Origin of the sequence: Clostridium luticellarii (assembly GCF_002995845.1) — a bacterium.
Taxonomy (GTDB): Bacteria; Bacillota; Clostridia; order Clostridiales; family Clostridiaceae; genus Clostridium_B; species Clostridium_B luticellarii.
Genome location: NZ_PVXP01000041.1, coordinates 1 through 12824, shown reverse-complemented (window position 1 = coordinate 12824; position 12824 = coordinate 1). Strand labels below are relative to the sequence as shown.

The following is a 12824-nucleotide window of genomic DNA, read 5'->3' as shown; positions in this document are numbered from 1 at the left end:
ATTTGTTTATGTGGAGAAAGGGAGATGAAGTAAAATTGAAAAGATATATTAATAATTTTATTTTAGTGATTTTTTCTTTAATGCTTGCGATTGGTACTGGGTGCAGTAATTCAAAATTGACTGATGCTAAAGATATTGAAGCTGGGAATAAGAAGGTAATCAATGAAACAATATCAAAGTATATTGTCGACTACTATTCTCACATATTGACTAATGCTGACAAGGTCTTTGAAGCACATAAGTTATATGCAATTGAACAGAAAGATGAATTGATAAATGTTTATATTTATACACTATTCGAAGGATATGCATTTTCTGGCAAAAGATTTGGAACCTCATGCGGTGGAGCGAATCCAGCCCTCATTGTATTGAGAAAAGATAAGGATAAATTTGTTGTTGCTAAATTTGTACAACCTAGAGATGGAACAGAATATAACTCATCTGTTAAAAATATGTTTCCTCGTAAATATGCAGATGAGGCTATGAAAGATGAAGGGCATAACTTGGAATTGAAATCACAAATAAGATTAAATGCTGAAAAATGGTTGAAAGCACAGGGAAAGGGTGAAATGCTTTCGGAATAAATTATTGTAGAATTTACACATATTACTTTTGGCGGAGGAATAAAACATGGACATAAAAAACAATGCAATTCAAAAATTATCTCCAATGGAGATTAGGCTGAAATCAGAACAGGAGGATCTGGTTTGCCGGGTCCTGAAGTTTGCCAAATTCAATTTAAAGCGGCATCATAAAGCAATCTTTACTATTACAGGAGATGCGGGAACCGGAAAAAGTGTGGTACTTAGTCATTTGTTTTATAGAATTCAGATTTTGGCGGCTCAATCAGGAAATGCATTTAGCGATACGAGGAATTTTTTTCTGGTGAATCATCCGGAAGTTTTGAAAGTATATCGTTCCATGGCAGGAAGATTACCTCATATGTATAAAAAGTATTATCAGCGCCCTACCAGCTTTATCAATCAGCATCAAAAACAGAAGACTACAGCGGATGTTGTGGTGATAGATGAAGCCCATTTGCTGTTGTCCAAATCAGATCATTATAATAAGTTTTTTGGTGCAAATCAGCTCCAGTCCATTATGGAGCTTGCACGGATAGTGGTTTTGGTTTTTGATCCCTCTCAAGTTATAAAAACAAAAAGCTATTGGGACAGCGACTCTTTAAAATGCATTGTCAATCAATACATACACGAGGATTATCATTTACAGCATCAGTTCCGCATGAATGCCAGCCAGGATTTAATTCATTGGATTGATGCTTTTACGAAACAGAAATTGATTTCCTCATTACCTTTAGATTTTGGCGGACATTATGATTTTCGGATTTTTGGGGATGCCCAGGAAATGTATGAGGCTATTAAGCATAAAGATCAGCGATATGGCCTATCCAGAATTACTGCCACAATTAACTATCCTTCAGTTCTGGATGGAGGAAAACATTATGTAACGGAAGGACGATTTCACCTGCCCTGGGATCAATATAATTTTACTGCTGTTCCCTGGGCTGAGATACCTGACACTATCAATGAGGTAGGTTCCATTTATACCGTGCAGGGTTTTGATTTAAATTATATCGGAATTATCCTGGGACCATCAGTTGAATTGGACAGGCATCATCCTGACAAAATAAAAATTGATTTGACCAAGGTCACGGATAGGGAAATATTCAAAAGGCGGGATGATATAAAGTCTAAAATTGAATTTGAACAAGTCAAACTGGATTTGTTTTTGAATTCAATCAATGTTTTGATGAAACGGGGTAGATATGGTATGTATTTGTATGCTCATGATGCTGGACTCAGACAAACATTGCTGAACCTGCAAAAGAATTCCTTGTGAGCAAACTCTACCTGAAACATGGAAGTTAATCATGTAACTGAGTAGTAAAATGTAGTATAATTATCTATAAGTTTTATATATTAGTATAATTTATTGTATTTTTATCCGAACGCTGCCGCTGCTAATGCTTCCAACTTATTAAAGTGAGAGATAAGCACTGCTGTGCACCTGGATAAAGGGATTCTTATGAAGCAAATTTAAAATAAAGGATGTGTAAATATGCTTGATGGTAAAAAAATAGTAGTTGGTATTACTGGATGCAGTATGGCAATACATGCTTTAGATGTAATTGCCAAATTGAAGAAACTTCATGCAGATGTATATGTTGTTATGACTGAAAATTCCACTAATTTTGTAACACCTCTTATGGTACAGAGGAGTGTTGATCACCCCATTCAGATCAAAGCATTTGACTTGCCTAAATCATGGGAGAAAGGTCATAGATCTCTTTCGCAGGATACAGATTTGCTTTTAATTGCTCCTGCTTCTGCAGATATTTTGGGAAAAGCAGCTAATGGAATTGCAGATGACTTATTGTCAACGACTATTATGTCAATGCGTGGTCCTAAAATCATAGCTATGCATATTAATAATAAAATGTACAATAGTCCGAGTGTACAGCGTAATGTAAAAACCTTGATAGGTGATGGTTTTACTTTTGTGGATAATGGAGATAAAGAACATATTTCACGATTTCCGTCTGTTGATCAGATAATAGATACAATATTGCGGGTTTTAAATGCTAAAGATTGATGAAACTAAGATTTAACTTAAATTAATCCGGAAATGATAACAATGGAAACCTTCAGACAATTATAGTGTGCTTTTTATTTTGAAAATATATTATAAAAAAGTATTTATTGATCTTAAGCCAATGAATGCTTTTTTTAATCAGATGATTTTATGAGAAAGAAGTGATATTTTGAATTTGATAAGTAAAAGCGATATAGAAAAAATTAGAGACTTCAATGAAAAAAGAAAAGTAAAATTACCTGATGGTACCTTGGTACCTGCATTGGGGCAGGGAACCTGGTATCTGGGAGAAAATTCTTCAAGCGAAGAACGTGAAATAAGAACTTTGAAACTTGGAATAGAGCTTGGAATGACACTTATAGATACTGCAGAGATGTACGGTGACGGCGGGGCCGAAAGTTTGGTAGGAAAGGCCATAAATGGGATTAGAAATAAAATATTTCTGGTGTCAAAGGTATATCCGAATAATGCAGGATTTAAAAATATATTTACTTCATGTGAAAATAGCTTGAATAGGCTTGGTACGGATCATCTGGATCTATATCTGCTTCATTGGAGAGGAAACATACCCTTTGAAGAAACTGTAGAGTGTATGGAAAAGCTTAAAAAACAGGGGAAAATTTTAAGATGGGGTGTATCAAATCTTGACAGGCCTGATATGGAAGAACTTATAAATTGCAGAAACGGAGAAAATTGCATGATCAATCAGGTACTTTATCATCTGGGTTCACGTGGTATCGAATTTGATTTATTGCCATGGCAGAGAAGTAATAATATGCCTATTATGGCATATTGTCCAATAGCCAAGGGTGGAAGATTGAGAAAACAGCTGCTGAAAGATAAAACAGTAAATGAGGTAGCAGAAAAATATAATGCAAAGCCCTTGCAAATACTTCTGGCATGGGTTATAAGAACAAATGATGTAATTGCAATTCCCAAGGCTTCTCATGAAGAACATGTAATAGAAAATGCAGAAGCAGGCTCTATTGTATTGTCAGAGGATGATCTGGTTAAACTTGATAAAATATTTCCAAAACCAAATAGAAAAATGAGTCTTGATATATTGTAGATTTTATTCGACTATGGTGAAATTCAAAAAAGGAAGGTGTGTTTTTAATGCAAAAAGCAGTTGAAATTGTAAATAGAGGATTAACTTTAAGAGGAGTGCTGCATGTTCCTGAGGACATTGCGGCAAATATTCCAATAGTTTGTATTTTTCACGGCTTTACAGGTGACAGGATAGGACCACATTTTATATTTGTCAAGTTGTCAAGAATTTTGGCTGAGAGAGGTATTGCAAGCGTCCGATTTGATTTTGGCGGAAGTGGAGAGAGTGATGGTGACTTTGTCGATATGACTGTTTCCAAAGAGCTCGATGAAGCAAAGGCCATACTTGATTATGCAAAGTCCTTGGATTTTGTGGATAAAAATAAAATAGGCATTCTGGGCCTCAGTTTGGGAGGAGCTGTTGCAAGTATGCTGGCAGGCGACAGAAAAGAAGATATACAATCGCTGTGTCTCTGGGCTCCGGCAGGTAATATAAGAGAAATCGTCAAGAATAGAGAAAAAAATGAAAAAGAAGGCCTTAAAAAATTAAATGAAAAAGGTTATTGGGATGCTGGAGGTCTGATGCTTGGCATGGGATTTTTAAATGATATCGGAAATCTTGATGTTTTTGGAAGAGCCTCCAGCTATGATAAAAATATTCTTTTAATACATGGCGGCAATGATGAAACTGTTTCGTATAATGTGTCGAAGAAATATATGGATATTTATGGAGAAAGAGCAGCTTTTCACATTTTAAATGAGGCGGATCATACATTTAACAGTGTAAATTGGGAAAATGAAGTTATTGATTCTACAGCTGTTTTTTTAGAAAAAGAGCTTAAATAGACTTATTAAATGTTATTTTTTTTGGTAAACATTATAAATATTATGTAAATAAAAACAAATGTAAACCAAATAAATTAATTCATAGTGAACAAATCATTAAGAAATAAGACAAAAAATTTAGGAGGTAAAGTACATTGAAAAAATATCATATAAGAAGACAAGATAGGCAAATAAATGATGAAAGTGAATTAAGTGAAATATTGTCACATGGGAAATATATAGTAATATCAATGTGCCGTGATAATGAGCCTTATATAGTAAGTTTAAGTTATGGATATGACAGGACTCAGAATGTTTTATTTTTACATACAGGACTTAAGGGTCTAAAGATAGATTTTATTTCTTATAATCCCAATGTTTGTGCTACAATAATAGATGACAGGGGCTACATAATGGGTGAATGTGGACATGAATATCGCTCGATTGTTATTAATGGCAAAATTTCTTTCGTTGAAAATCTTGAAGAAAAAAAGTATGGAATGGAAACTATTTTAAACCATTTGGAAAATGTGCCTTCTATTGTTAAAGAAAAGACTCTTAAAAATGATAATGTATATGATAGCATTGCAATATTGAAAATGGATATAATAAATCTAACGGGAAAGAAAGGACGATAATCTTATACGAAAATAACTCCATCATAATAGTGGAAAGATAAAATAACGTTTCTAAATATACAATTAAAATGATAGAATCAAAAAAAGTACTTGCAGTTATTTTTTAATTGAGATAAAAAACTACAAGTACTTTTGTTTATGCTAAAAAGTGAATTTTTAGTATGGTATCGGATGACTTTTGCAATATTCTTTGTGTATGCTTTATCTAAAGTAATTACAGATACACAAAGTGTTTTTTAGAAAGATACATTGATACATTATGTGTAAATAAATGTAGTAAAATTAATCACTGTGTAAGGTGAATTTGCAAAATATATATGCTATTCTATGGTTACAGAATAGGATTTTAGAATTTTCAAAAATGTAAATGTTTAATTTAAAGGAGGTAGAATGAATGGAAATTATAGGAGAATTAATAAATACCAGTAGGAAACTGATATCTGAAGCTGTGAAAAAGAAAGATGGACAATATATAAGAAATATTGCAAAACTTCAGCAAGAAAGTGGAGCAACATATATTGATGTAAACTGTGGTACATTTATGCAGAATGAAGTTGAAACTATGGAATGGTTAGTGGACAATGTACTTCAAGGCTGTAACTTGCCTCTTTGTATAGATAGTCCCAATCCACTTGCATTAGATGCCGGGCTTGGAAAATCAAAAAATGGCAGAACTATGATAAATTCTATAAAATGAGAGCTTCACTTATGGCATCTCAGACACTGATGGGGAGGGATAGGTTTTCAAAAGAATTTATAAAAGGATTTCGTGATGGTATATACAAATAAAAGAATTTGGAATTTGTATTTTTTAGCCTGAAAAAAAAGGGGGACAGAATAAAGTGAATTTAATTATTTTTGGTGGATTTCTCGGTTCAGGAAAAACAAGTTTAATATTGTCTCTGTCACATTTTTTGCTAGAAAATAAAAGTTCAGATAGTTCAAATGTGGTGATTATTGAAAATGAGGTTGGAAAAATTGGAGTTGATGACAAGATTCTCAGATATGATGGTTTAAGTGTCAGGGAATTATTCTCGGGATGTATATGCTGCCAGCTTTCTTCGGATTTAGTAATTACTTTGGATGATATTCATGAAAAAATGAATCCTAAATGGGTGATTATTGAAACTACAGGACTAGCTTATCCCGGGAAAATATTAAGTACGTTGAACGAGTATGGAAGAAACATAGATCGTATAAAAATTATAACTGTAGTTGATGGGGAGCGGTTTAAGGAACTGATTGCCGTAACACCTGTACTTATAAAAAATCAAATAGCTGATGGGGACATGGTGTTTATAAACAAGACGGATTTGGTTATGAAGGAAGAATTAAAACAAGTAGAAGATCATGTAAGAAAATTTAATCCGAAAGCTAGTTTGCATATGTTGTCTGCAAATACAAAGGTGGACGATGCCATATGGAAAGAGGTGATTGGAAATTATGAATGATATTCATAATTGTTCCCACGAAGATCTACATGGTGAATTGAGGGAAGTGCCTGCAGTGTTTTCCTGCTCCAATTCTTTTGAGTTGAAAAACGAACTTACTGGGAAGGAAATCAAAAACATCATTCTGGAATTTATGGGTGGTGTTAAAAAATGGGCACAGGAAAATAAATATTTTATAGGTCATTTAAAGGTTTTTGTGAAAAGTGAGGGCGATTTTAATATATGGATTGCGACTACGGGAAAAGAAATTGATATAAAAGAATTATCTGGACAAGATGAAATCGATATTAAACACATTGAATTGGATATTACATTGATTGTTTTTGGAACTGATGAGAAAACTTTAGAGCTGAAGGTCCTGGAAAATCTGAATAAAAAATTTATTTAGCAGCTTGAAGGAGGAAAATATATGAAATCTAAATTTCAATCTTTGGTGGAAGAGGCAATTGAGTTAAAAGCCGACCATGCGGCAATGATAGATGTATCCCAAATTAAATTTTATGCAGATGCCAGAAGGGCGTGTGAAAAAAATGTCTGCGGCAATTATGATACCAATTGGAAGGGACCACCGGCCATAGGACCTATTGATAAATTGATAGATAAAGCTAAAAGATATGAGGAAGGACTTTTAATACAGACGGTACATCAATTGTCAAGTCCCTTTGACTTAAAGGGAATGAAAGCTGCAGCTAAGGTTTATGAGGGAATATTCAGAAAAATTCTTTCTCATGTGAGAGTCAAATATAAATTTAAGGATATACTGCCTTTAAGTGCCGGATGCTGCAGGCTTTGCAAGGTATGTACTTATGTTGATGGAATTGAGTGCAAATTTCCGGATAAGGCATTTTCATCCTTAGAGGCATATGGAATTGATGTAATAGCTCTGGAAAAAAGCTGTGGGATTCCATATTATAATGGGTTAAATACAATTTCTTATGTTGGGTTGATACTTTTCAATGAAAATTAATACTTTTAAGTTATTGAGGAATTCTTTGGTTTAGGTGGAATCTGCTTAAAAGAAATATTTTTTCCGGCTGAACATTAGAAGAAATTATCCAGGGGCATAAGTGTCTCCGGATGAATAGAGAATGTTAACATCAAAATTTTTGTATTTATTAAAGGGAGGATATGTTATGAGTAAAAAATTAGTTGATGCGATGGCAAATCTAGATGAAGATGTGGTGCTTTCAGAAGTTAAGGAATTGAAAGAAAAAGAAACAGCCCCACTTGAAATCATAGCTTATTTGCAGGAAGGAATGTCAATTGTAGGAAAAAATTTGAAGAGGGAGAATATTTTCTTTCCGAGCTTATTATGTCAGCAGAAATTTTTAAAGAAGCCTCAGAGTTAATTGGTGGAATGGATGAAGCTGGTAATTATCAATATGGCAAATTTATTATAGGTACAATATACGATGATATCCACGATATAGGAAAGAACATTGTGTCTACTGTAATGAGAAGTAATGGATTTGAAGTCATAGATTTGGGAGTTGATGTACCTACCTCGAAATACATTGAAGCTATAAAAAAGTATAAACCTAAGGTTATAGGAATATCCTGTCTTTTAACCACTTGTTTTAATAATATAAAGGAATGTATAAAAACTATAGAGGATGCAGGACTTAGAAAGGATTTAAAGATATTGATAGGTGGAGGGCCTGTGGATGGAAGCAACAGGCAAATATGCAAATGCAGACATGGTATGTAAAGATGCCCAGCAGACTGTAGATTTTTGCAAGCAAATTATGGGAGGTGTGGAGAAATGAAAAGCACCAAGGAGCTTTACAATGAACGTTTAAATAGGTTAAAAAAAACATTAGCACTTGAAAAAACTGATAGAACTTCTGTTATACTGATGATGGATGGATTTTGTGCCAAACATATGGGAGTTAAAATGTCCGAGTTTTGCAAGAGTATTAAAATATCCAACAAAGTTATATTGGATTCTATGAAAGCTTTTGGAGATGTAGATGGAGTAAATTCTTCCTATGCTGTAGCTCCTATATTTCCATTGGTGTTTATGTCAAGAATTAAGCTTCCGGGCCGTGAGCTCCCGGATGACATGTTATGGCAGCTGGATGAAGCTGAAATGATGAGTGTGAAAGATTATGATGTTATTTTAAATAAAGGATGGAGTGATTTCAAGCTGGATTACCTTAAAAACAGATTAAAGGTAGATGTGGATGGTATCACGAATGATTTGCTTTACTCATCTCAGGCAGATAAGAATATTGAAGATTCAGGCTATGTGGTATATAGTCCTTTTGCAGTATTGACTGCTAATGAATCCCTTGGAGGAGGACGTTCGCTTGCAAAATTCATGATGGATTTATATAGAATGCCGGACAAAGTGGAAGCTGTTTTACAAGTTATCCATAAAGAAAATATGGATGAATTGAGAAAACAGATGAGAGCTGTCAAACCTAATGTGGTATTTTTATCTCCTGCAAGAGGAGCCAGTGAATTTTTTTCACCTAAATTATGGGAGCGCTTTGTATGGAAGTATATTAAAGCTTCAGCAGATGTGATTATAGAGGAAGGTGCAGTGTGTGATATTCATTGTGATGGGAACTGGGAGAGGGATCTAAATTATTTCAGGGATTTTCCAAAAGGCAAAATCGTATTTGAGACGGATAGTGTAACTGATATTTATAAGATAAAAGATAAATTGGGAAATCACGAGTGCATCAAGGGAGATGTACCGGCAGGAAAACTTGTCCTTGGAACTCCTGATGAAGTATACGATTACGCATCCAGACTTGTTAGAGATATGGGAGATGGATTTATTTTATCCAGCGGATGCACTATACCTCCAAATGCTAAGGTTGAAAATGTAAAAGCTATGATTTCTGCTGCAACCGGGAAATAGATAATATACGGGAATGAGTATAGATTTGTGTAAAAACCAAATCTATACTCATTTTTTTAAAATTGCATCCCGCGGGCAAATTCCAGATTGAAATGTTTTTGGGTTCCAAGTTCAATATAGGTTACCTTATTTGCAATATTATTTGTTCGTTCGAATTCATTTTGTGATAATAGGGCAAGTTTTGCACCGCTTCCAGCGGCATTTCCCACCAGTTTAATTTTAGATTCCAGTTCTCTTGGAATAAGGCCTATTGTGCAGGCACTGTGCGGATTCATGTAATTTCCAAAAGCGCCGGCTAGGAGAACTTCTTTAATGTCATGGGAGGTTATTTCAAGTTTTTCTACAAGTATTTTAATACCGGTTGAAATAGCACCCTTGGCCAATTGCAGTGAAGTGATATCCTTTTGTGTAATCAAAATAGGATTGCCATGTGCAGTTTCGGATTCAGATACCACTAAAAAAGCATTTGCATTGTTATAATTTATTATGCGATTACTGTATTTTTTTGCCGCAGGATTTGTAAATTTGTCCGGTGATAATAATTTGCCCCTTTTGTTTACAACTCCTACTTTTACAAATCCTGCCACAATATCTAAAAGTCCGGAACCACATATACCCCTGGGTTTTTCATTGCCAATGACCGTATAGGTCATTGATTCATCAAAGTATACATGATCTATGGCTCCATTAGCTCCTCTCATTCCACTGCTTATCTGGGCTCCTTCAAAAGCAGGGCCTGCTGCAGTGGAACAGGATACAAGCTTTGTGGAAGAGCCCAATACCATTTCACCGTTGGTTCCTATATCAACAGCCAATTTTATATCTTTGCTTTTATCCATATCCGTAGATAAAATTACAGCTGCCGTATCGGCGCCCACAAATCCGGCAATGGTTGGCAGTACAAATACTTTTCCAGCAGGATTTATATTTAATTTTAGTTCTGATGCATTTAGTTTTATACTTTCACTTACTGCAGGTACATAGGGAACGGCTGCTACATATCGTGGAGTTAGACCTAAGAAAAGATGATGCATGCAGGTATTTCCTACTACAGTTAGAGCGTATATGTCATTCCTTTTTATATTTGCTTTTTGAGAAAGATTATCTATTAATTTATTTAAGGCCTTTAAAATGGTAACCTGGAGCAATTTTAAATCATCATTGTTTTGATTGGCGTAGTTTGTACGTGAAATTACATCTGCACCAAATTTAATTTGAGGATTGAGTGAAGATGAAACCGCCAGTTCTTTTCCGGTGTAAAGATCCATTAAATATCCAACCACAGTTGTAGTGCCGATGTCAAAAGCTATACCAAACATTTTATAGCAAGTATTGCCTTTTTCTATTCCCAAGATTTCGCTTTTATCAATTATTACAGTCACCTTATTGTCTGCTTTTCGAAATTTGTCAGGTAGTTCTCGTAAGACTGAGATTCCTATTTCTAAATCTTTATACTTAGGATTTTTTAGAATGAGTTTTTCTCTTAAACGTTTTAAGTCGGATTTTTGACATTCTAGAGAAGGTAAGTTCAATTGAATAAAATCTTTTTTCAAAAGGGGAAGTATGGTAAATTTCTTTTCAGCAGACGACTGTAGTATATTATAATCTGTATTTTTTCTCATGTTTAATTCTACGATCATATTGCTGTGGATTTCTGTAATACAAGCTAAATGTATGCCTGCAAAAATTTGATTTTTACTAAGATGTTCTGTTTCTTTTTGAAGTGTTTCAATTTTAGGGCTTAAAACCTTAACTGTACATTTTCCACATTTTCCTATTCCACCGCAGGGAAAATCAAAATCTAGTCCTGATTTTACAATTGCATCTTTAAGGGTACTTCCTTCAGAAATAGAAACTTTTTGATTTACAGGTTTAAAAGTAATTATGTAATTATTCATGAATAATACCTCCATAAGTATTTATGTATTTAAAAATAACAAAAGTTAGCATAAGCCTAAAAATTATAGTAATATCATTCAGATCTATGTTCATTATTTGTTGAATCATTTTAAGCCGATGAAGCAAGGTACTTCGGCAGATGTTTAAATTACTGGCTGTTTTTAATTGATTTTTTTTATTTAATAAATATGTATAAAGACAATGCACATATTTCGTATTGTTGATTTCATCATATTTCATCAGAGTAAATATTGAGGCATGACAAAAATTTTTTAAATTTTCTTGCTGGGAGCAGATTTCTAAAAGATGATATATTACCAAATCTTCATAATAAAAGAAAAATTTGTCTTTCATGAACTTTATTCCAAGTTCAATGGATTTTACTGACTGCTCATAATACTTTTTTATGTCGGATATATCATGAAAGCAGCGGCTTAATCCTCCGTATATATTGATACTTTTAAGAAAATCTATTAATTTTGAAAAAATGTGTCCAATATGTGAAATACTGTCCTTGCGATTTATTAGAATAACGATAAATTCATTGTATATAATCGATTTAGATCCTGTAAGTATATAATCTATTGTGTCCCTTATCTGGTGCAGTGAGGTGTGTACAAACTTATTTTGGGGAACAAATATTACAAGTACATACAAGTTGTAGTTGAAATTTAAATCTAAAAATTTCAGCCTATCTTCAATTATTTTTTTATTGGTTTCACTGCCATCAAGCAAGCTTGTAATGAAACTTTCATATCTAAATCCTTTTGTATTTTGAAAAAATTTATTTTTTTGCATTTCTGAAGATATTGTTCTACATAGAAGAATAATTAAATCCATGTCATTTTTGGAAAAAGGTTTCTTATATTCCAGCGATATAAGATAAGCCACCACTGTATTGTTTATTTTTATGTTTGATATTATTCTTGGAATTCTAAATTTATTCTTATTCATAAAAACAGGGGAGTTGTTTTTATGAGCTATTTCTATAAATTTTTTAATACTTTCTTTAGGAGCAAAATTATAAGGGCAGTAACCTTTAGTTAAAAGTTCAACCCATACAGGATCATCTACTTTTGCATCTTTTGAAGAAGCAATCACCTTAAAACTTAGATCCAGGATACATATGGGATTACCAAGCATTTCATATCCAACGTTTACAATATGTTCAATCCCCCTTCCGCTAATCAATGCATTTAGTAATTTAGATGAATTTATATCTAATTGCTGATACTTTATAATGATCTCCTGTATTTCATTAAAAATTTTGAATATATCTATTTTATCGTCCAGTACTATCAAATTCAGCATGGAATTTTTTTTATACTCAGAGTTCAAAGATTTATCTGTAACATAAAGTATATTGATAAAGCTGTTTTGAGGTAAAATCTGTTGAAAGTCCAAGTCTTTCCCTATATATAGATAATTTGGATTAAAAAAAGATTGATTTTTACTGAGAAATTTTACAGCTTTGATTAATAC

The 12824-nt window shown here is 33.3% G+C and carries 12 protein-coding genes and 2 pseudogenes; 12 read left to right on the top strand and 2 right to left on the bottom strand.

Annotated features, from left to right (window positions below):
* Positions 1-35: 35 nt before the first annotated feature.
* The 12 genes and pseudogenes from CLLU_RS12450 (at position 36) to CLLU_RS12395 (ending at position 9443) form a co-directional block, all read left to right on the top strand.
* The gene (locus CLLU_RS12450; protein ID WP_242977602.1) at positions 36-584 is read left to right on the top strand and encodes a hypothetical protein; all 549 of its coding nucleotides are present in this window, start codon (positions 36-38) and stop codon (positions 582-584) included.
* Between the two features lie 46 nt (positions 585-630).
* Positions 631-1860, top strand: coding sequence for a DUF2075 domain-containing protein (locus CLLU_RS12445; protein WP_207655999.1), 1230 nt, complete (start codon positions 631-633; stop codon positions 1858-1860).
* 219 nt (positions 1861-2079) lie between these two features.
* Positions 2080-2613, top strand: a complete 534-nt coding sequence (locus tag CLLU_RS12440; RefSeq protein WP_106010112.1) for a flavoprotein — start codon at positions 2080-2082, stop codon at positions 2611-2613.
* A gap of 169 nt (positions 2614-2782) precedes the next feature.
* Positions 2783-3682 carry an aldo/keto reductase gene (locus CLLU_RS12435; protein ID WP_106010111.1) on the top strand — a complete coding sequence of 300 codons (900 nt, stop codon included), beginning with the start codon at positions 2783-2785 and terminating at the stop codon, positions 3680-3682.
* A gap of 47 nt (positions 3683-3729) precedes the next feature.
* Positions 3730-4506, top strand: a complete 777-nt coding sequence (locus tag CLLU_RS12430; protein ID WP_106010110.1) for an alpha/beta hydrolase — start codon at positions 3730-3732, stop codon at positions 4504-4506.
* Between the two features lie 134 nt (positions 4507-4640).
* A complete protein-coding gene (locus CLLU_RS12425; RefSeq protein WP_106010109.1) occupies positions 4641-5123 on the top strand; it encodes a pyridoxamine 5'-phosphate oxidase family protein in 483 nt (160 codons plus the stop codon).
* Between the two features lie 394 nt (positions 5124-5517).
* A pseudogene (locus CLLU_RS12420) lies at positions 5518-5814 on the top strand (dihydropteroate synthase); the annotation flags it as partial.
* A gap of 151 nt (positions 5815-5965) precedes the next feature.
* A complete protein-coding gene (locus CLLU_RS12415) occupies positions 5966-6574 on the top strand; it encodes a GTP-binding protein (RefSeq protein WP_106010107.1) in 609 nt (202 codons plus the stop codon).
* Positions 6567-6962, top strand: a complete 396-nt coding sequence (locus CLLU_RS12410) for a hypothetical protein (protein ID WP_106010106.1) — start codon at positions 6567-6569, stop codon at positions 6960-6962. Before CLLU_RS12415 ends, CLLU_RS12410 begins: the two co-directional genes overlap by 8 nt.
* 21 nt (positions 6963-6983) lie before the next feature.
* Positions 6984-7541, top strand: a complete 558-nt coding sequence (locus tag CLLU_RS12405; protein WP_106010105.1) for a DUF2284 domain-containing protein — start codon at positions 6984-6986, stop codon at positions 7539-7541.
* A gap of 166 nt (positions 7542-7707) precedes the next feature.
* A pseudogene (locus CLLU_RS12400) lies at positions 7708-8340 on the top strand (cobalamin B12-binding domain-containing protein).
* The gene (locus CLLU_RS12395; protein ID WP_106010104.1) at positions 8337-9443 is read left to right on the top strand and encodes a uroporphyrinogen decarboxylase family protein; all 1107 of its coding nucleotides are present in this window, start codon (positions 8337-8339) and stop codon (positions 9441-9443) included. Before CLLU_RS12400 ends, CLLU_RS12395 begins: the two are co-directional and overlap by 4 nt.
* A gap of 56 nt (positions 9444-9499) precedes the next feature.
* Here CLLU_RS12395 and CLLU_RS12390 read toward each other — a convergent pair whose 3' ends face one another.
* Together CLLU_RS12390 and CLLU_RS12385 are read right to left on the bottom strand one after the other, a co-directional pair.
* On the bottom strand, positions 9500-11341 hold the full coding sequence (locus CLLU_RS12390; RefSeq protein WP_106010103.1) for an ASKHA domain-containing protein: 1842 nt from the start codon (positions 11339-11341) through the stop codon (positions 9500-9502).
* A partial coding sequence (locus CLLU_RS12385; RefSeq protein WP_106010102.1) for a PucR family transcriptional regulator occupies positions 11334-12824 on the bottom strand: 1491 nt, incomplete at its 5' end. The genes CLLU_RS12385 and CLLU_RS12390, both read right to left, overlap by 8 nt.

What these genes read in the sequence shown, in the direction of transcription:
- CLLU_RS12445 (WP_207655999.1), top strand. Translation starts at nt 631, where the DNA reads ATGGACATAAAAAACAATGCAATTCAAAAATTATCTCCAATGGAGATT.
- CLLU_RS12440 (WP_106010112.1), top strand. Translation starts at nt 2,080, where the DNA reads ATGCTTGATGGTAAAAAAATAGTAGTTGGTATTACTGGATGCAGTATG.
- CLLU_RS12430 (WP_106010110.1), top strand. Translation starts at nt 3,730, where the DNA reads ATGCAAAAAGCAGTTGAAATTGTAAATAGAGGATTAACTTTAAGAGGA.
- CLLU_RS12410 (WP_106010106.1), top strand. Translation starts at nt 6,567, where the DNA reads ATGAATGATATTCATAATTGTTCCCACGAAGATCTACATGGTGAATTG.
- CLLU_RS12405 (WP_106010105.1), top strand. Translation starts at nt 6,984, where the DNA reads ATGAAATCTAAATTTCAATCTTTGGTGGAAGAGGCAATTGAGTTAAAA.
- CLLU_RS12395 (WP_106010104.1), top strand. Translation starts at nt 8,337, where the DNA reads ATGAAAAGCACCAAGGAGCTTTACAATGAACGTTTAAATAGGTTAAAA.
- CLLU_RS12390 (WP_106010103.1), bottom strand. Translation starts at nt 11,341, where the DNA reads ATGAATAATTACATAATTACTTTTAAACCTGTAAATCAAAAAGTTTCT.